This is a genomic window from Dyadobacter sp. CY345 (assembly GCF_021502725.1).
In the GTDB taxonomy this organism is placed as follows: Bacteria; Bacteroidota; Bacteroidia; order Cytophagales; family Spirosomataceae; genus Dyadobacter.
Map to the genome: position 1 here is coordinate 228,424 of NZ_JAKFFS010000007.1, position 20,127 is coordinate 248,550.

The 20,127-nt window shown below is 40.1% G+C and carries 19 protein-coding genes; 12 read left to right on the forward strand and 7 right to left on the reverse strand.

The features are described 5' to 3' along the window. Positions 1–132: 132 nt before the first annotated feature. Entirely contained in the window at positions 133–879 is a 747-nt protein-coding gene (locus L0657_RS26300) for an acyl-CoA desaturase (RefSeq protein WP_235153766.1), read from the reverse strand. A gap of 226 nt (positions 880–1,105) precedes the next feature. Between L0657_RS26300 and L0657_RS26305 the strand changes: the two genes are divergently transcribed. Then, positions 1,106–2,590 carry a hypothetical protein gene (locus L0657_RS26305; RefSeq protein ID WP_235153767.1) on the forward strand — a complete coding sequence of 495 codons (1,485 nt, stop codon included), beginning with the start codon at positions 1,106–1,108 and terminating at the stop codon, positions 2,588–2,590. 247 nt (positions 2,591–2,837) lie between these two features. After that, the gene (gene recA, locus L0657_RS26310) at positions 2,838–3,908 is read left to right on the forward strand and encodes a recombinase RecA (protein ID WP_235153768.1); all 1,071 of its coding nucleotides are present in this window, start codon (positions 2,838–2,840) and stop codon (positions 3,906–3,908) included. Positions 3,909–3,986: 78 nt separating this feature from the next. Here the strand turns inward: recA and L0657_RS26315 are convergent, their stop codons facing one another. The 6 genes from L0657_RS26315 to L0657_RS26340 all read right to left on the reverse strand — a co-directional run bounded on the left by L0657_RS26315 (position 3,987) and on the right by L0657_RS26340 (position 11,276). After that, the gene (locus L0657_RS26315; protein WP_235153769.1) at positions 3,987–5,522 is read right to left on the reverse strand and encodes a sigma 54-interacting transcriptional regulator; all 1,536 of its coding nucleotides are present in this window, start codon (positions 5,520–5,522) and stop codon (positions 3,987–3,989) included. A gap of 16 nt (positions 5,523–5,538) precedes the next feature. Then, positions 5,539–7,110, reverse strand: coding sequence for a ribonuclease Y (gene rny / locus L0657_RS26320; protein ID WP_235153770.1), 1,572 nt, complete (start codon positions 7,108–7,110; stop codon positions 5,539–5,541). Positions 7,111–7,279: 169 nt separating this feature from the next. After that, a complete protein-coding gene (locus L0657_RS26325) occupies positions 7,280–7,591 on the reverse strand; it encodes a cell division protein ZapA (RefSeq protein WP_235153771.1) in 312 nt (103 codons plus the stop codon). After that, positions 7,588–7,932 (reverse strand): hypothetical protein, encoded by a 345-nt coding sequence (locus L0657_RS26330; protein ID WP_235153772.1) that lies wholly within the window; start codon positions 7,930–7,932, stop codon positions 7,588–7,590. The genes L0657_RS26325 and L0657_RS26330 overlap by 4 nt, the downstream gene beginning before the upstream one ends. 137 nt (positions 7,933–8,069) lie before the next feature. After that, positions 8,070–10,484, reverse strand: coding sequence for a phenylalanine--tRNA ligase subunit beta (gene pheT, locus L0657_RS26335; RefSeq protein WP_235153773.1), 2,415 nt, complete (start codon positions 10,482–10,484; stop codon positions 8,070–8,072). Positions 10,485–10,619: 135 nt separating this feature from the next. Then, positions 10,620–11,276 carry a DUF1684 domain-containing protein gene (locus tag L0657_RS26340; protein WP_235153774.1) on the reverse strand — a complete coding sequence of 219 codons (657 nt, stop codon included), beginning with the start codon at positions 11,274–11,276 and terminating at the stop codon, positions 10,620–10,622. A gap of 191 nt (positions 11,277–11,467) precedes the next feature. Between L0657_RS26340 and L0657_RS26345 the strand changes: the two genes are divergently transcribed. The 10 genes from L0657_RS26345 (at position 11,468) to mrdA (ending at position 20,088) form a co-directional block, all read left to right on the forward strand. Then, positions 11,468–11,845: a response regulator gene (locus L0657_RS26345; protein WP_235153775.1), complete on the forward strand. Its 378-nt coding sequence runs from the start codon at positions 11,468–11,470 to the stop codon at positions 11,843–11,845. Positions 11,846–11,853: 8 nt separating this feature from the next. Further along, positions 11,854–12,615, forward strand: coding sequence for an MBL fold metallo-hydrolase (locus tag L0657_RS26350; RefSeq protein WP_235153776.1), 762 nt, complete (start codon positions 11,854–11,856; stop codon positions 12,613–12,615). Between the two features lie 103 nt (positions 12,616–12,718). Continuing rightward, entirely contained in the window at positions 12,719–12,973 is a 255-nt protein-coding gene (locus tag L0657_RS26355; RefSeq protein WP_235153777.1) for a DUF6364 family protein, read from the forward strand. After that, positions 12,970–13,380, forward strand: a complete 411-nt coding sequence (locus L0657_RS26360; RefSeq protein WP_235153778.1) for a PIN domain-containing protein — start codon at positions 12,970–12,972, stop codon at positions 13,378–13,380. The genes L0657_RS26355 and L0657_RS26360 overlap by 4 nt, the downstream gene beginning before the upstream one ends. A gap of 78 nt (positions 13,381–13,458) precedes the next feature. Then, positions 13,459–14,310, forward strand: a complete 852-nt coding sequence (locus tag L0657_RS26365) for a CPBP family intramembrane glutamic endopeptidase (protein WP_235153779.1) — start codon at positions 13,459–13,461, stop codon at positions 14,308–14,310. Between the two features lie 147 nt (positions 14,311–14,457). Further along, the gene (locus L0657_RS26370; protein WP_235153780.1) at positions 14,458–15,528 is read left to right on the forward strand and encodes a PLP-dependent cysteine synthase family protein; all 1,071 of its coding nucleotides are present in this window, start codon (positions 14,458–14,460) and stop codon (positions 15,526–15,528) included. A gap of 42 nt (positions 15,529–15,570) precedes the next feature. After that, entirely contained in the window at positions 15,571–15,870 is a 300-nt protein-coding gene (locus tag L0657_RS26375) for a DUF6922 domain-containing protein (protein WP_235153781.1), read from the forward strand. Positions 15,871–15,878: 8 nt separating this feature from the next. After that, positions 15,879–16,454, forward strand: coding sequence for a nucleotidyl transferase AbiEii/AbiGii toxin family protein (locus L0657_RS26380; RefSeq protein WP_235153782.1), 576 nt, complete (start codon positions 15,879–15,881; stop codon positions 16,452–16,454). 39 nt (positions 16,455–16,493) lie between these two features. Further along, the gene (locus L0657_RS26385; RefSeq protein ID WP_235153783.1) at positions 16,494–18,068 is read left to right on the forward strand and encodes an NFACT RNA binding domain-containing protein; all 1,575 of its coding nucleotides are present in this window, start codon (positions 16,494–16,496) and stop codon (positions 18,066–18,068) included. A gap of 94 nt (positions 18,069–18,162) precedes the next feature. Continuing rightward, positions 18,163–20,088 (forward strand): penicillin-binding protein 2, encoded by a 1,926-nt coding sequence (mrdA, locus tag L0657_RS26390; RefSeq protein WP_235153784.1) that lies wholly within the window; start codon positions 18,163–18,165, stop codon positions 20,086–20,088. Positions 20,089–20,127 lie beyond the last annotated feature (39 nt).

Genomic DNA, 20,127 nt, shown 5'->3' on the forward strand with positions numbered 1-20,127 from the left:
TATAGAACCAGCCTTTTTCTCGGACAAATATATAGAAAACCTGACGTATTAATTTTTATTGCCCCAATTTCTTAATGACCGGCATTTATTTGTTTACATGTCTTTTAAATTTTTACGTTGCCATTTGGGGTATCACATATAAAGCAGATCATTGTTTTTCTTCAATTTGATTATTTTCATTTTGTTCAACAGTAAAATAAAGGGGTAAGTCGGATCGAGTTCATGCCATTTGATTCCAAAATTCGCCCGGCCTCCAAATTTATGATGATTGTTATGATAGGATTCACCCATCATCAGAAAGTCAAATGGAAGCAGATTTTTGGCAGTATCATCAACTTTAAAATTTACGTAGCCATAACGGTGGGCGTACCAGTTAATGATCACACCGTGAACAGGACCCATCAAAAAATGAATCGGAAGTAAGAGAAACATCCACCAGGAGGTGGCAAACTGTATATAAAACAAGACATATAGCGTTCCCCAGCCAATTCTTGAAAGCCAGGAATCTCCGATTTTTTCCATTAATTCCCAATGCGGAACACCTTTTTTAAACTTGGGATCTATCTGGTCCGTACGGTGAACAATATTATTATAATAATTTTTTGTCTTCCACATCATGTCTGCGATACTGTCTGAAAAACTGGGTGAGTGCGGATCTAGTTCTGTATCGGCGTAAGCATGATGGAGCCGGTGCATCACGCCGTAGGCATATGGACTGAGAAATGATGAACCTTGAAATATCCAGGTTGCAGTATAGAAAAATTTCTCCCATACCGGACTCATTGTGAACATTTTATGGGCAGCATATCGATGCAGAAAGAATGTTTGCATTAGTAATGAAAGGTACCAGTGCGCAATAAAAAAGATTAAAATCTCCATGAAATAACTCAGAAAAAGACAATGTACTATTTTGACGGTGCAAAGTTATCCTCGGATATTAAGATAAAAGATGATGATTGTCAGTGTTTAAAGCTACTTCTGTTAGTTAGTACGCATGATGCCTGTAAGATATAACAGATAACCGTAAAATAATTTCGATTTGGATTTTTTGAATTTGGACCGTAAGTTTAAACTGTATTCCAATCTTTCCAAAACTTACGTCCTTATGAGTATCTATCTTCTCAGATGCATCAGTATTGGATATTTGCTTCTTCCAAATCTAATTTTCTTTATTTATTGGACCAGAACTTCAATTGCATTTTTTGGAGTTTTATTGTTGGGTTTTCTATTTTTAGAGGTTATCAAAAACGAGGATTTTAGTAAGTCCGAACTTCTTAATCAGAAAAATTTAATCACTTTGCTTACTGTTTCGTTGCTGGCTACATTAATTTCCGGAGTAAGCGGAATATGTTTTCAAACATTGGATCACTGGGCGCACAATACGAAACTCTATGAGCTGTTCATTTCAGACTGGCCGCAGCGGATTCCTTTGAAAGGTCCGGTAGTGTCTTATTATTACGGCTATTATGTTGTTCCCGTGCTTATATCAAAATTTGCTGGTCAGATTAGGGAAGACGTTATTTTTGTATGGAGTTACCTGGGCTTTTTTCTTGGATTGACGTGGGTGTATTTGGCATTAAATAAGAAAATTATTTTCGTACTTTTGGCCTTGTCTGTTGGAGATACGCCACGATTTGTCAAGTCGGTGCTAAGTTATTTTGCAGGTCCGCTATATACCCAAAGTGCATTCGCTATTGAACCTTGGTCTAATTTTGAGAACCTTCTTTGGGTTCCAAACCAGGTTATTCCAACAATGATCATTGCCGGTATGTTTGTTTATGTTCTGCGAAATAAATTGAATGTGGAATACATGGTGCTTCCGGTTGCCCTTGCCTTCTGGTGGGCAGTCTTTCCATCTGTCACAAGCGGCACGGTGATCGCCATCGTAGTGCTGCGAAAATGGATAATCAAACACCTTAAACTGGACTGGTTTTCGACTACAAAACTTGTAATCCTTCCATTTTTAGCTTGCCTGCCGGTATTGCTGTTTTATTTATCGCACAAAAATATGCCCGCTTCGGGTTTTATCTGGCAGTTTTCCGGGGATATCGCCAGCAGATTTGTTGAGTACGGCGTTAATATCGGCTTGAACCTAGTGATTTTTACGCTCGTCTATTTTTATTATAAACGATATAGCAAGAATTTCTTACCGATGTTTCCAATTTTTGTAACGCTTTGCGTTATTATGTTTTTCCCTCTTTATCGCATTGGCAAGCTGAATGACTTTCTTTTCAGGGGGATGATGCCCTGCTTATTAATTGCAGGGATATACATTTTCCATCCGTTGGCGCAAACTGCAAATTATCAGAGAAGCTGGGCAGTTGTTAAGAAAACACCGTATTCAGTGATCATTATATTATTGTTAGTATCATCTTCGGCAATTGCTGCTGCCAGAATTTACAGAGCTGTAACCATCAATCAGGCTACCTCTACTTTATTTCCAGATAAGGTTGCCTTCAAGCCGATACCTTACGATGCATATCCTGGTATATATCAGGCACTTCAAGCCAAGTGGACGCAGGAAGAAGCGGATCAGTATCTTGGAAAAAAGAATTCTTTTTATGAATTAAATGTCTCTCCAAAATTGTAAAAATAATATCTTAAATTTTAGTTTTGATACAGATAATATCATATCTTTGTTACTGATATTATCCTATCCCACCTTTGGTAGTATCTGGTAGCGTTATAATAATGTGTAAATGATCCTGAAAATATCCTTTTAATTGAGGTTGGAAAAGGGTAAATTTACATATCAGAAATATGCTGGTGGGAGCGGTTTTTGTTTTTCCTAAGCCGCTATTTTATATACAAACTAAAAACACAACTTGTCCTGCTTTATGGCACAACCAACAACATCAGATAAAGACAACAAATTAAAAGCGCTTCAGACTACACTTGAAAAATTGGACAAGACGTATGGTAAAGGTACCGTAATGCGTCTGAGTGATACTAAAGTGTTGGACATTCCGGTAATTTCTACCGGTTCTCTTGGGCTGGATCTTGCACTTGGTGTAGGCGGAGTTCCTCGCGGCCGGGTGGTTGAAATTTATGGTCCTGAATCTTCCGGGAAAACTACTTTATCGATGCACTGCATCGCCGAAGCACAGAAGAAAGGCGGACTTGCCGCATTCATTGACGCAGAACATGCATTTGACCGTGCATATGCGGAAAAATTAGGAATTGATACAAGTAATCTTTTGATCTCTCAGCCGGATAATGGCGAGCAGGCGTTAGAAATTGCTGAACATTTGATCAGCAGTGGTGCTGTTGATATTATTGTGATTGACTCGGTTGCAGCACTTGTGCCGCGTGCTGAGCTGGAAGGTGAAATGGGAGATAGTAAAATGGGTCTTCAGGCTCGTTTGATGTCCCAGGCATTACGTAAGCTTACCGGTGTAATTAATAAAACAGGTTGCTGCTGTATATTCATCAACCAGCTTCGTGAGAAGATCGGTGTGATGTTCGGGAATCCGGAAACAACAACAGGTGGTAATGCTTTAAAATATTATGCATCTGTGCGTCTGGATATCCGTCGCGTTGGGCAGATTAAAGAAAGCGCTGACCAGATCCTTGGTAACAGAACGCGTGTTAAGGTTGTAAAAAATAAAGTAGCTCCACCGTTTAAAGTGGTTGAATTCGACATCATGTATGGCGAAGGAATCTCGAAAGTTGGAGAGATCATCGATTTGGCTGTAGAGCTGGAAATCGTTAAAAAATCAGGCTCATGGTTTAGCTATGACGGAAACCGTCTTGGACAGGGCCGTGACGCAGTGAAAGCGCTTATCAAGGATAATCCTGAATTGATGGACGAATTGGAAGCGAAAGTACGAGCAAAAGTTAATCGTGAACCAGAAGTCTTAGTGGATACACTGGAACCAAACATCGCTGATGACGGAGCGCCTGAATGATATTCAGAAGTTGCAGAAATATAAAAGTAAACGGCCTCAGGAAATCCCTGAGGCCGTTTACTTTTATTGTTATTTTAATTAAAAAGGATTCTTATCATCCTCGTCTTCATCAAAATCATAATCTTCGTCGTCCGGACCGGAGAACATACTACTCACCAGATCCTGGAATTTAATACCCTGATCAAGAGACTGTTTTCCGATCAGTGAGTATTCAGCCATACCATGAAGGGCGAATTCCATCATGAAAAGTTTTTCGTTTGAATCACCATATGCGCTCAACATATCAACAAAATCGTCAAGTCCGTCTATTGTTTTAAGGCGGGCATTGTACTCACGATCAGTCATGTCACCGATCATTTCCATTTCATTCCCAGAACCAAACCACTCAATTACTTTCGCAAAAGGGTTGATCTTGCTCTTTTTGGATTTTTCAGGATCCGGGAAATAATTCAGAAACTGGGTGCGGATTGCTTTACCAATCAGATTTTGAGCGACAATGACGGGACCTTCAACTTCTCCTTCATACACCAATTCAACTTTACCGCAAATGGCTGGTATGACACCATAAAGATCTGCGATGCGGACGTATGTTGTATCTTCACCGTTGATCAAAGCACGACGTTCAGCAGCGCTCAAAAGACTTTCGTAAGCAGAAATTGTCAAACGGGCAGACACGCCGCTTTTACTATCTACATATTCACTTTCGCGCGCTTCGAAAGCGATCTGTTCAATTAGTGTTTTTACTAATTCATTGACTTTAACGATCTCTTTTTGCTCTTTCTTAACAAACGCCTCTTGCTCAGTAATTTTCTTACCAACTTCGAGCGTTTTAGGATAATGCGTAACAATCTGGCTTTCGATACGGTCTTTCAACGGCGTAACGATGCTTCCACGGTTGGTATAATCTTCCGGATTCGCAGTAAATACGAATTGAATGTCCAAAGGAAGACGCAGTTTGAAACCACGAATCTGGATATCACCTTCCTGCAAAATATTAAACAAAGCCACCTGGATACGAGCCTGTAAATCAGGCAACTCATTGATTACAAAAATTCCTCTGTGCGAACGTGGAATCAAACCATAATGGATCACGCGTTCATCTGAATAAGGTAATCTCAAAGTCGCAGCCTTAATAGGATCAACATCACCAATTAAATCGGCTACTGAAACGTCCGGCGTTGCCAGCTTTTCTGTATACCGCTCATCTCTGTGAAGCCAGGCGATAGGCGTATTATCTCCTTTTTCATCAATCAGATCTTTCGCAAATCTCGACAAAGGCGCCAGAGGATCATCGTGCAATTCGGAATCCTTAACATAAGGAATATATTCGTCCAGCAAATTGACCATCATCCGGGCAATACGCGTTTTTGCTTGCCCACGTAAACCTAGCAAATTGATATTGTGCATGGATAGAATCGCACGCTCAACGTCAGGAATAACCGTTTCTTCATATCCCCAGATCCCAGGGAATACCGATATTTTATTTTTTATTTTTTCAATCAGATTATCCCGAAGCTCCTGTTTGATCGAACGGGATTCATAACCTGCTTTTTTTAACTCACCAAGCGTATGAATGCCCAATGTTTCCTTACTTGTAAGCTCTGAATATTTCATGTATCATTAGGCTGTTTTACCGCGCATATGCCACTGAGCGCATTTCGCGGATTACGGTAATTTTTATTTGTCCGGGATACTGCATTTCTTTTTCTATTTTCTGAGAAATGTCAAAAGAAAGCATTCCCGCTTTTTCATCCGAAACGTTGTCTGCATCAATAATTACGCGAAGTTCACGTCCAGCCTGTATTGCATAACATTTTTCAACACCATCAAATGACATCGCCATGTTTTCAAGATCACGCAAACGCTGGATATAAGATTCCATCATTTCACGACGAGCACCTGGACGAGATCCTGAAATAGCATCACAAACCTGAATGATCGGCGACAAAATACTTGTCATTTCAATCTCATCATGGTGAGCTCCGATTGCATTGCATACTTCCGGATTTTCCTTGAATTTTTTAGCAAGTTCCATACCCAGGATAGCGTGCGGCAGATCAGACTCCTCAGGCCAAACTTTCCCAATATCATGAAGCAGACCAGCACGTTTGGCCAGCTTGGTATTTAACCCCAATTCGGACGCCATAGTTGCACAAAGCTTTGCAACCTCACGTGAATGCTGTAAAAGATTCTGTCCGTAAGAAGAACGGAAACGCATACGACCGATCATTTTTACAAGCTCAGGATGCAATCCGTGAATGCCCATATCAATTACAGTACGCTCGCCAATCTCAACGATTTCGTCATCAATATTCTTTCTTGTTTTTGCAACAACTTCCTCAATACGAGCCGGGTGAATACGACCATCCTGAACAAGACGGTGCAGGGCAAGACGTGCAATTTCACGGCGAACTGGGTCAAAACCGGAAATTACGATCGCTTCCGGGGTATCGTCAACGATAATTTCAACACCAGTGGCCGCTTCCAAAGCACGAATATTTCGTCCTTCACGACCAATGATTTTACCTTTAATATCGTCATTTTCAATGTTGAAAACAGATACACAGTTTTCAATTGCATGTTCTGCGGCCGTGCGCTGGATGGTCTCGATAACAATCTTTTTAGCTTCTTTCGTTGCTGTAAGACGTGCTTCTTCCATCGCACTTTTCACGTACGAACCGGCTCTTGTATCTGCTTCTGCTTTTAATGCATCGACCAATTGCTCTCTTGCCTGATCTGCTGTGAGGTTTGCCAGTTTTTCCAATTGCGCAACTTGCTGACTAAGCATCTTTTCAGCGTCCTCACGCTTTTTAGTAGCAGTTTCCAGCTGGCCGGCGAGATTGGTTTTTAGAGTTTCAAGCTCATGTTCGCGGCGCTTGTTTTGCTCAACAGTTTGCTGAAGACTTTGTTCACGCTGTTTAAGCTTCTGTTCGTTGGTTTGAAGAATAACTCTCTTTTTGTTAGACTCTTCTTCAAATTCCGATTTCAGGCGAAGATACTTTTCTTTCGCTTCGAGGATGCGGTCTTTTTTAATATTTTCAGCAGATTGTTCTGCGTTTCGTACGATCTCAGCAGCCCTTTCCTGAGCATCTTTTTCCTTTTGATCGAAAGATTTTTTGAAAATGTATTTACCTGCAAATACACCAACGCCAAGCGCGATGATATCAGATAATAGGACAATAAACATTAAAGAATTTGACATTTTAGTAATGTGTTTACAATAGTTGGGTGCTACCGACTACATGCGCTTAAAATGCCGAACTTGTTTGTTGTACGATGATTAAAGATGTTGCTCTATGCCTGATTTTAAAAAGGTTAACCTGTATCAAACCCTGTTTATTTATCAGGTGATACCGGAAATAATTATCAACTTAATTGGGAATCGCATCTGCAACATTCATTTCCAGTGCATCTATCCTTTTTTCGAACATTGCAAGAAGATTTTTGCTCTCTTCCATATTTCTCTGTAATGCAACCAGGCATTCAATAGAAGTTAGTGCTATGGCCTCAATATCGTCGTATCCTTTTCCTTTTTCCTTTAACGCTTTCACGCGTTCCTTAAAAACCTCATATCCCTCCCTATAAAATATTTCCTGATCAGCCGGAACACTTAACTTGAAACCTTTGTCAAGTATTTTAATGAACACTGAAACATCAGGATTGGGAATATGATTCTTTTTCATAAGGTATCTTCAAGCAATTCTATGCACTTATCGATCTCTTCAATATATCGTTCAACTGTTTCTTTCAGTTCGGCCAAACCGCCTGTTGGTGTCAGTTTACTAGTGACAATTTTAACGAAAGTTTTAGACTTATTAAAGTCTTTTTGCAAACTAGTGTATTTTTTCTTTATTTCTTGTACTTCTACCTTTAACGCGGCATTACCCGACCGTAGTTCGGCATTTTCGCGCTGCAATTCTGAAACTGACCAACTTAGTTTCTCTTTCGTCAGGATTAAGATGTCCAACTTCTTCTCAAAGTCGGATAATTTACGCTCAATCATGCGTGAATTGCTTTGTTCCATTTTTTATCGAATGCGGTGCTGGCCGCGGTTAAAAATCAAAACCAGGCGGCCAAACCGCCCGGTTTTAGTATTATCTAAATTTTACAAAACCAATATGGTGCGTTAAATCCGTGCAATTTGAGGCAGTCCAACAACATCTATTTCCTGATCACTGCTCCTAATTCACGTTCATAGGTGGAAATTAATTTCTGCATCGATTTGTCGATTACTTTATCAGTCAGGGTTTGCTGGTCATCCTGTAAAATAAAACTGATCGAATATGATTTTTTTCCTTCCAGATTTGCTCCTTCATAAACATCAAAAACATTCACTGAACGCAGCAGTTGTCTTTCTGTTTTATATGCAATCTGTCGAAGCTCTTCGAATGTTATCTTCTTCTCAACAACCAGCGACAAGTCGCGACGCACTTCTGGGAAACGCGAAACTTCCTTAAATTCGACTGCTGAATTGTATTGTTTTAATAAATAATCCCAATCAAAATCAGCGAAGAAAACGGGAGCTTTTACATCGGCCTTTTTTGTAATCGCTGATTTCAATAAACCAAACGATACAAGCGGTTTTTTATTCAGTGTCAGGGTAATTCCTTCGGAGAAAATAGTTGAATCAGCTGTTTCCTTTTCTATACTTTTCACTTTCATTGCAACCAAAATCTGGTTTACCGAAGCTGCCAGATCATGAAATGCCACTTCTCTCGCTTTTTGCAGCCAGGTTTCTTCCTGAATGTTTCCTGAAACAAAAAGAGCAAGCCGTTCTTTCTCAGTATACTTACCGTTTAATTCGTGATAAGTTTTGCCAAATTCAAATAGTTTCAGATCTTTTTGCCGGCGGTTTGCATTGTAAGCAACAACTTCCAATCCTGTGAAAATAAGTGTCTGGCGCATGACAGACAAATCTTCACTCAGATAATTCAGGATCTTAACGGGATTCCCAATAACACTTTCACCCAGCGTCGACTGCGGTTCAGGCTTGGTCAAAGAATTAGTGATCGTTTCATTAAACCCATTAGCAGCCAGCAACTCAGACACCCTCATTTTCAGTTTTTCCGGATCATTAACCGGGAAATCAGAAAGATAGTCGGAGCTTAGGCCTTGTGACAGCTCTATCTGATCAAAACCGTAGATACGTAAAATCTCTTCGATGATATCTGCCTCACGCAGCACGTCAACGCGGTAGGGCGGTACGATGGCAGTAAATCCAGCTTCGTCTTCGTTCTCAATTTTAATATCCAGGCCATTCAGAATGGTTTTGATCAAAGATTTTTCCAACGATTTCCCGAGCAATCTGTCGATGTTCCGGTATTTAACTTTTACTTCAAAATCAGCAACCGGATTTGGATACAGATCGGTGATGTCAGAAGATATTGTCCCTCCGGCGATTTCTTTAATTAGTAAAGCTGCTCTTTTAAGCGCAAAAACGGGCATATTTGGGTCAGTTCCTCTTTCAAAACGGAATGACGAATCTGTTTTTAATCCAAAACGCTGTGCAGTTCGGCGCACCCATATCGGAGAAAAATAGGCTGATTCCAAAAAGATCGACGTCGTTTCTGTGGTTACACCCGAAGTTAATCCTCCGAAAACCCCTGCAATACACATCGGTTCCGTTTCATTGCAAATCATCAGATCGGCATCAGAAAGTTTTCTTTCGTGGCCATCCAAGGTTACAAACGGCGTCCCTGCGGCTACGGTTTTAACAATTACTTTTTTTCCTGTGATTTTATCAGCGTCAAAAGCATGCATCGGCTGCCCAAGTTCGTGGCAGATATAATTGGTGATATCTACAATCGAATTGATGGACCGAATACCAATCGTATTTAGTCGCTGTTTCAGCCATTCCGGAGAATCACCAACTTTAATTCCTGTGATTGTTAAACCTGCATAACGCGGAGCAGCTTCATCATTTTCAACAGTTACCGAAATTGGAAGATCGTTGTTGTCAATGGAAAAAGAATCCACGGAAGGTAATGTAATTTCTCGATTTAAAACCGCTTTCAAATCGCGCGCTACGCCATAATGAGAAGCCGCGTCAGCTCGGTTCGGCGTTAATCCGATTTCTATCAAATAATCAGAAGAAATTCCGAAATATTCTGAGGCTGGCGTACCATTTGGTAAATCGGTTTCTAGTACCAAAATTCCGTCGTGTGAATGTCCCAGGCCAAGTTCATCTTCGGCACAAATCATTCCTTCCGATAATGCTCCTCTGATTTTCGATTTTTTCAATACCAAAGGTTCATCGCTTCCTGTCGGATATAGCGTAGTGCCGACGGTCGCAAGAATTACTTTTTGTCCGGCAGCAACGTTTGGCGCGCCACAAACAATGTTAAGCGGCTGATCCAGACCAATATCAACAGTAGTAATTTTCAATCGGTCCGCTTCCGGATGTTTTTCACAAGTCAGCACTTCACCGATAACAACACCTTTCAGACCTCCTTTGATGGATTCAACCTCTTCAATACCCTCAACTTCAAGACCTGTTCCCGTCAATAAATTGCCAATTTCCTCGGGAGTTTCGGTAATTTCTATTAATTCTTTAAGCCACTTATACGAAATTTTCATGCGGGTAATTTATATGAATACCAGATCCAAAATATCTGTGAATCGACATGAAGTCAGAATTACTCTTTCCTTACGTCTGCGCTTCAACAAAGACTTTTGACTAACTGGTTCTGATTTTTATTTATTTATACAAAATTAATGATTTCCTTCTTCAGTTTGTTCTCCTGCACGAATTGCGACCGATAAAGTATTTTCAGCAGGGGGAACCGGGCATGCGTAAGTCGGTGCATAAACGCAGTAGGGGTTATAAGCGGTATTGAAATCCAGAACCAGCGAGTCTCCTTTAATTTTAGAAACAGGATAGTCCAGATATCTCCCTCCGCCATAGGTCTCTTTCCCACTTGTCGCATCTTTGAAAAGCACCGATATCACTGCTTCATTTTTCAATAGAAGAAGTTTTTCGGCAACGCCGTTGATAGTGAAGTTTGCATAACCAATTCGTTCGTAATCAGTTGTACTTCCATCTGTATAAGTCACCTTCATTTCCTTATCTTCTTTTTCATAAGGCGTTATAAAAGCCTTCACGCGATAAGCCGGATCAATATCAAAATAATGAAGTCCGTGAAAACTATCTTTATCCTGGATAGGGGAGTCCTTTGTGGTTTTAAACTGATCATCTTTTGCAATTCTTTCCTGCGTGATCTTGTCAATATATTGCTGGGGATTGGCAGCGATAAGGTCATCTGTATCGGCCTCTGCATTTCCTGAACCAAAATTTTCAATAAAAAAATAAGCCAGTATAGCTATCAGCATCGCGAGGGTACTCCAGCGTATTACTTTATTTTTAAACATAATCTTCCAAATCAATTAGTAAAACGAATTACAAACTTACATCTGAAACATGCGTTTGAAAAAATCAGAGCCTGATTATTTATATATTTATCATAATTTTGGAACTTCAACGCAGCGGAATTTGCGTTCTTGATTGAAATATACCTAAATTCACCTGCCAAATAATTAAAAAACAATACCTGATCCATTATATGTCCTACACAAAACGAGTACTCATTGCCGAAGACAGCTCAGTAATTCAAAATCTGGCAAGGAAGATTCTGGAATTTCAACATTACGAGATTACTTCCGTTAAGAATGGAGAACAAGTGTTACAACTTCTTGAAAAGGAAGATTTTGACATCATTTTGCTGGATATCAATATGCCTGTGATGGATGGAATGGAGTGCGCACGGAAAATTAGAAAATTGGTAGATGCTGATAAAGCCAAAACACCAATTGTAGCAATAACTGGCAACGCCAAAAACTATTCAGAAGAAGACTTTAAAGAAGCCGGATTTGATGATGCGCTTATGAAACCATTAAACTTTGACCGTTTGGTAGAGGTGGTTGCGCATTTGACAGAATAGCGAGTTGCATGAAGATTACATTTTTAGGAACCGGCACATCACAAGGAGTACCCGTTATTGCTTGTGATTGTGCCGTTTGCCGTTCAACTGATTTCCACAACAAACGCCTTAGAACCTCGGTCTGGATACAGGTTCATGGAAAATCTTTTATTATTGACAGCGGTCCTGATTTTCGCCAGCAGATGTTGCGCGCCAATGTCAGGCAACTGGATGCAATTATTTATACACATCAACATAAGGACCATACTGCCGGGCTCGACGACTCGCGTGCCTTCAATCACCGCCAGCAGCAAGATATTCCACTTTACGGCCGCCAGGAAGTTTTGAACCAGATTCAGGTAGAATTTGCTTATGCATTTTCAGAAAAAAGATATCCGGGTGTCCCGCACTTTGAATTACATCCGATTGAGAACGAACCTTTTGAAGTGCAAGGAGTTCAAGTTATTCCCATTGAAGTGATGCACCACAAGCTGGCCGTTTATGGATATCGCATCGGGGACTTTACCTATATCACTGATACCAACTATATTTCTGAAATAGAACAAGAAAAAATTTTAGGATCCAGGATACTTGTCCTTGATACACTTCAAAAAGAACCGCATCTTTCCCATTTTACATTATCGCAGGCACTTGAATTAATTGATAAACTCAATATGCCTGCTGCATATCTTACGCATATAAGTCATAAGCTTGGGCTGCATGCTGAGGTTGAAAAAGAGCTTCCCCCAAATGTGCATCTGGCTTATGATGGGCTTGTTTTGGAGTTGTGAGAAAGAAGGTTAAAGTGCATGCAGGCAACTGAATATTCATTTATCCTTAACTTTGATTTTATGTAGTATTTTATTAGTTTTATACTTAAAGCACTCATGAAATATGTCAGGCACAAAACTTACTTTAAATATTCAGGACGACGTAGTCAGCAAGGCAAAGATTTACGCAAAGCAGAGAAACGTTAGTTTATCTAAAATTGTCGAGCACTACTTAAATACACTTTCCGAAGTAAATACTGAACCAGGAAAAGTATCACCTTGGGTGAAAGAGTTGGTAGCTGTAAAAAAGCCGACCAAGGATTTTGATCATAAAGAAATGTATAGCTTCTATGTGGTCGAAAAATATTCGGAAAAATGAATTTGTTTATTGATTCTGATATTTTGCTAGACGCTGTCTTGCAGAGATTACCTTATTTTGATTCAGCCATGCAGCTACTTTCTTTCGCAGATCGGGATGGATATACATTATATTGTTCGGCGCATAGCATTTTAAATGTTTATTATGTAACTCGGAAAATTGCAGGTAAAGTGGCAGCAACTAAATCTGCAAATTTGCTGCAAGAAAATTTAAGTATAGCTGATACAAACAGAAATGCTTTGAGAGCAGGACTTTCCTCAGATTTTGTCGACTTCGAAGATGCAGTTCAATATGCCATCGCAATTGAAAATAAATGCAGCATTATAATAACCAGAAATCTTAAAGATTATAATAAATCCAGTATACCCGCGATGACCGCAGAGCAGTATTTAACATCAATACGTTGATCTTAGAGGGAACTTAAATTTATTATTCGAAATGGGACAAGGATAATTCAAGGCATTATCCACAACTACACGCACCATTTGAAAAATCAAACATACGACAGCAAAGGTTGGAAAAATGTATTGCTAATTGTTATTCCATATCTGGTTGTTGGAGGCATTTTTCAATTTATTGCGCTTCGGGTTGCCGGTCTGGAATTTTCCTCGGATGTTCTGGAGACAGACAAGCATTTCTTTATAATCGCCCTATTTGACCTTATCGCGGCTTTTCTTCTTGTCGGAACTTTTACAATTTATTTTGTTAAAAGTAAATTCTTAACGGTTGGCTTTCGGCCAGGTTTTATTCTGACGGACACTTTGATCGGCATATTAACAGGCTTCATCATCATGTTAATTTCTCTGATAATTCTCATCCAAACGGAACAAATTGTTATAAAAACCCTGGATCGTAATTTTGCCGATGGATTATGGATTTTCGGAACCTTTGTATTCGTGGGGATATCGGAGGAATTGCTTTTGCGGGGTTATGTTTTGAATAATCTGATGCGCTCTTTCAACAAAAATATCGCTTTGGTCATTACCTCTGCACTGTTTGCTTTCATGCATATTGCCAATCCAAATATGGACGTTCTCGGATTTGTTGGATTGTTTTTCGCTGGGTTGCTTCTTGGTTATTCCTACATAATCACCAATAATTTGTGGCTTCCAATGGCTTTGCATTTCAGCTGGAATTTTTTTCAAAGTTTTTTTGGATTCAACGTCAGCGGGAACGACTTCTACTCTTTCGTGATAACCACTTTTCCGAAGGAAAATATCTGGAATGGAGGTGATTTTGGTTTTGAAGGTTCGCTGATCTCTCTTATTTTTCAGCCGCTAACGATAGCGTCTCTCTATTTCATGTTTCGAAAAAGAAATATTGAAATGCGTTTGTAAGATCCCTTGAAGTAATTCATTAGCTGTAATAACCAGAAAGGAGTTTTGGCTTTTATTGCTTTCTGTTAATATGCTGTAATCTTTGCATAATTAATACAGGCACCGAATATCGCATATTAGGTATCGAATTCTAAAAGTTAGCAGCCAATGTATCGTCAGTCCAACGAGCACAATAAAACATCCTGGATCGGGAGCGCAATTTCAAAAATTGAAGCAGATTATCAGCGCTCTGCTGATACACACTTGATATTTTTGAAACTTCCTTCTTTCCCTGATATCGATTTTTATTTTAAAGATGAATCCACACACCCTTCCGGCAGTTTGAAGCACCGCCTTGCCCGGTCACTTTTTTTATATGCAATCTGTAACGGCTGGGTCCACAAAGGAACTACTGTTGTGGAGGCTTCGAGTGGTTCGACGGCTGTGTCCGAAGCCTATTTTGCCAGATTATTGGGTCTGCCTTTTGTTGCCGTTATGCCAAAGTCAACCAGTCCGGACAAGATTCAGGCTATTGAATTTTACGGAGGACGATGCCATTTTGTTGGCCATCCGGCTGAGGTTTATGAAGTTTCGAGACAGATTGCACATGAAACCGGTGGTCATTTTATGGATCAGTTTACCTATGCAGAACGGGCCACCGACTGGCGTGGCAATAATAATATTGCTGAATCAATTTTTCGGCAGATGGCTCATGAAAGGTACCCTGTGCCACGCTGGATCGTGACGGGTGCGGGGACTGGTGGAACTTCTGCGACGCTTGGCCGTTATGTCCGTTATGAACAACATGCAACCGAAATATGCGTTGTTGATCCGGAGAACTCTGTTTTTTATGATTTCTGGAAAAATAATAATTCCGAACTTTGTGGTGAGCATGGATCGCGCATTGAAGGTATAGGCCGGCCAAGAGTAGAGCCGTCATTTTTGAGGACTGTCGTTGACCACATGATTCAGGTACCGGACGCCGGGAGTTTTGCAGCGATGCAGGCTTTAACTTCTCTGCTAAATAAAAAGGTAGGAGGCTCCTCAGGAACCAATTTTTGGGGTGTTTTGGAACTAGCCAAACAAATGAAAGCAAAAAGCGAAGCTGGTTCCATAGTCACCCTGATCTGTGATTCCGGGGATCGTTATTTGAATACGTATTACAATGAAGATTGGCTAAAAAATCATGGTTATGCTGACGAAGTTTTGAGGCAGCTAGCTTTGTTGGGAGTGTCTTGAATTTTCTTTTTTATTCGTTTATTTAATTTAAGACTTTTGATTATGAATATCAAAAAGCCGGTTTTTGAAAAGCGTATTTTTTGGGATGTGAACTTTGAGACATTAGATTACGACGCCAAAGTAGTGTTTGTAATTGAAAGAGTTTTTGAGCGTGGAGACGTTCAGGATATCCGTCAATGCAGGCGTTATTATGGCGATGAAAAAGTGCGTGAAGTGCTATTAAACGCAAAATATATCCCGGAAAATCGCTTATATCTAGCAAGTGCTGTGATTGCTGAACCATTGAATGCTTTCAGATGCTACATTTCGAAACAGTTGACCCCAGAGCTTTATCCGTATTAAATCGTATTATGGGTATTGCTGAACTTAACAGCTTTTACCTGGTTGGCGGGACAGCCCTATCCTTAAAATATGGACATCGAATTTCCATTGATTTAGATTTGTTTGGAGGGAATGAAGATTTTGAAAGAGAAGGGATTGTGAACGCGTTGATAAATGAATTCGGACAGAAATTTATTTACGAAGGGAGCATTTCAAAATGGGGACTGTTTTGTTTTATTGATGGGGTCAAAGTTGATGTGGTAAAATATTTACATCCTAAAATTGAGTCCCCGGAAATAATTGGTAATGTAAGATTATACAGTATTGAGGATATCTGTGCGATGAAAATTAATGCGATCCTTGGCAGAGGAAAGAAAAAGGATTTTTGGGACATCTATGAAATTTTACATCGATATTCTTTGCAAGAAATTATCAATTTTCATAGCAGAAAATTTCCTAATCAAATGTTGCTAATTTCCATTCCTCAGGCTATAAGTTATTTTGCAGATGCAGAAGAAAGCGAAGATCCAATTAGCTTGAATGGCCAGACTTGGGAAAGTGTGAAACGATACATTCAGGAGAAGGTAAGGGAATATCTACAATAAGTTTGCCTATTTGTTAGGCATAACAACAAATAAAACCCAGTGCATCATAATTATTATTTCTTAAAACAACTTGCTCCGCGACTAAATCAGGAGTTGACCGGAAAAAAATTTATTGAGGCGTTCAGCCAGGAGAAAGATGAGATCGTTCTGGTGTTTGCTGAGTCTGAGATTGACGAGGAATTGAAAAAGCCGTTTTTCATAAAAGCTACACTTAGGTCTGATTTCGCCTGTCTTAGTTTTCCTGATAAGTTTGATCGGGCGAGAAGAAACAGTGTAAATCTTTTCACAGATTTATATCAACAGCAAATTATTCATGTCAGGGTTTTTGTTAATGAGCGGGCAATCGAAATTATATTCAAAAGCGGGGAGGTATTGGTTCTGAAATTGTTTGGAAATCGTTCGAATCTGATTTCGTTTTCTAAAGAAGGGTCGGTGCTCCAATTATTCAACAATAAACTGGCAACAGATCAGACACTTTCGCTCGATAACATGGATCGTCAACTCGATCAGTCCTATGATGCGTTTGTTAAAAATGAATACCATTTTGAGCCCCTGTTTCCAACTTTTGGAAAGTTGGTTAACAATCATTTGAAGAAATTATTAAACGAAACTGGTGAACCTGAAAAGCGTTGGGTTATCGTACAGGACGTTTTAAAAAAGCTGGAACAGCCTACGTTTTACCTTACCAAAATTGAATTGGTACCCATTCTTTCACTTTTGCCGCTAGGGGAGGTTGTCGATTCGTATAAGGATCCGATTGAGGCGTTGAATGCGTATTATTATGCTTTTATCCGCCTGACAGGTATAGAAAAGGAAAAAGCTGAAATTTTGAGGATTCTGAGAAAACGTATTTCTCAAACAGATAACTATCTGGAAAACACTTTTAAAAAACTGGTTGCGCTGGAAGAGGGAACGAAAAACGATGAAATCGCCAACATTCTGATGGCCAATCTGCATCTGATTCCTGAGCGAGCTGAGTCGGTGGAATTATATGATTTCTATCGTGACCAACCTATAAAAATTCGTCTGAAAAAAGATCTTACGCCTCAAAAAACTGCGGAAGGTTATTACCGCAAATCCAAAAACGAAAAGATAGAAATTGCCCGTTTGCACGATAGTCTGGAAGCCAGGGAAAATGAACGGGAAAAGATGCTTGGATATGTTAAATCAATCGAATCAATCGAAATGTTGCGGGAGCTTCGGACGTTTATCAAGTCCAATGGCTTGGCGGGAGGTAACACCGTTTCAGTAGAACAGGCTGACTTATTCAAGAAAGTCATCTTTTCGGGATATACAATTTTGATAGGTAAAAATGCGAAAAACAACGATTTGTTAACGAAACAATATGCGCATAAAGAAGATTTATGGCTGCATGCCCGGGATGTTACAGGGTCGCATGTGGTTATTAAAAATCAATCCGGAAAGAAATTTCCATCCCCGGTCATAGAGAGAGCAGCACAGCTTGCGGCATGGCATTCGAAGAGGAAAACGGATAGTTTGTGTCCGGTTATAGTAACTCCCAAAAAATATGTTCGAAAGCCAAAAGGATTGCCCGAAGGAGCCGTTGTAATTGATAAAGAAGATGTGATAATGGTAGTTCCTACGCCGGAATAAAGAGTGATATTTTAGGTATCAAATGGCTTTGATAAGTCTTTCGATATCACGAACTTCGTAGCAAAATTGAGAGAACAGGAATATTTAGTGCAGAATGCTTGAAAATCGCCGCTTTGTAATTATTGGCTTCTTTACATTAATAGGTATCATTTACTTATTTCGTTTATTTTATTTACAAGTCCTCGATGAGAGTTATTCCATCGAATCGTCCAGCAACTCCATAAAACGTGTCATTGAAGTGCCTTTCCGGGGTCAGATTTATGATCGAAATGGAAAATTGATTGTTTATAACACGCCTGTTTATGATTTGCTTGTGACCCCTAATAAGGTAAAAGTTGATGATACGCTGCGTTTCTGCCGGGTTTTGGGTATCGAACGTAGGGAATTCGATAGTCTCGTGAACGCGGCCAGCTCTTATTCCCGCAACAAACCGTCGTTATTTTTAAGACAATTATCGAAAGAAGATTTCGCCTCCATTCAGGACATCATGGTGGATTATTCGGGATTTGAATTCGCTAAAAGTTCGATGCGTACATACAAAGGCGCTACACTCGCCAACACGCTTGGTTATGTAAGTGAAATCAGTAAAACACAGCTCGCAAAGCAGGAAGAGCCGTATTACAGGCAAAGTGATTACATCGGGCAAACGGGTATTGAAAAGATTTACGAGAATGAGCTGAGAGGGAAACGTGGTACTAAATTTATCATGCAAAATGTAAGCGGTGTTTACAAAGGTGCCTGGAAAAACGGTGAGCTTGATACCATGGCGGTTGCAGGAGAGAATTTATATTCCGGTATTGACATTGATATTCAGCAATATGCGGATAGTTTGATGGTGAACAAGGTAGGTAGTATCGTGGCAATCGAGCCTAAAACGGGACAAATTTTGTCAATGGTTTCCGCGCCGACATACGATCCGAATATTCTGGCAACCCGGTTTTTTTCCAAAAACTATACTGCACTTTATCGCAATCCATACAAGCCGCTTTTCAACCGTCCGGTTATGGCCAGTTATCGTCCGGGTTCGACGTTTAAATTAATTCAGGCATTGATTGGTTTGCAGGAAGGCGTTATTACACCAAATAGCGGTTTCACACATGCGAATTGCCCTATCGGATGTCACGTTCATCCCGGAACTCCAACGGTCGCACTTGGGGTGACACATTCCTGCAATCCGTATTTTTACAACGTTTTTCGCCGGATCATATACAATAACAAAATCTCCAATACATTCAAAGCTTCCGCTGTCGGGCTGGATGACTGGCATGACAAGATCAGTAAGTTTGGGATCGGGCAGCAGCTGGGAATTGACTTACCTAGTGAACGGAAAGGGAATTTACCTGATAAAAAATATTACGACAAAATTTACGGTGAGAACCGCTGGAAATTTTCGAATATTTATTCGTTAAGTATTGGCGAAGGAGAGATTTTGATCACTCCTTTGAAAATGGCAAACGTAGCTGCCATCATTGCGAACAAGGGTTATTACTACACACCGCACGTTATTCATGGGATCGGGGAGAAAAAAACACTAAAACCCGAATTCGCTATACGGCATGAAACCGGTGTAGCGGCTCACAATTTTGATCCGGTTATTGAAGGAATGCTTGGAGCTGTTGAAGGCGGTACTGCCAGAAGATCAAGGGTTGAAGGTATTTCCATTGCTGGTAAAACGGGAACTTCCCAAAACAAAAGAGGTATGGATCACTCAATTTTCATTGCCTTTGCGCCCGTTGAGGATCCAAAAATTGCCATTGCCGTTTTTGTAGAAAATGCTGGATCTGGAGGGCAGGCGGCAGCACCGATTGCCAACCTGATTATAGAAAAATATCTAACAAGAAAAATCACAAACAAGGCGCTTGAAAAAAGGATGATGGAGGCGGATTTCATGAAAAACGTGATTCTGCCTGCTCCCCCTAAGCCAATAGTTAAAGATACCACAAAAAGAAGGCAGGGGATTCCGATGGTGCCGATTGAAAAACCGATGCCGAAAGTGATTAACTGGTTGAAAAGATTCTAGTCTGACTGGTCGTGTTAATACTCAAATCAACAAAAAATT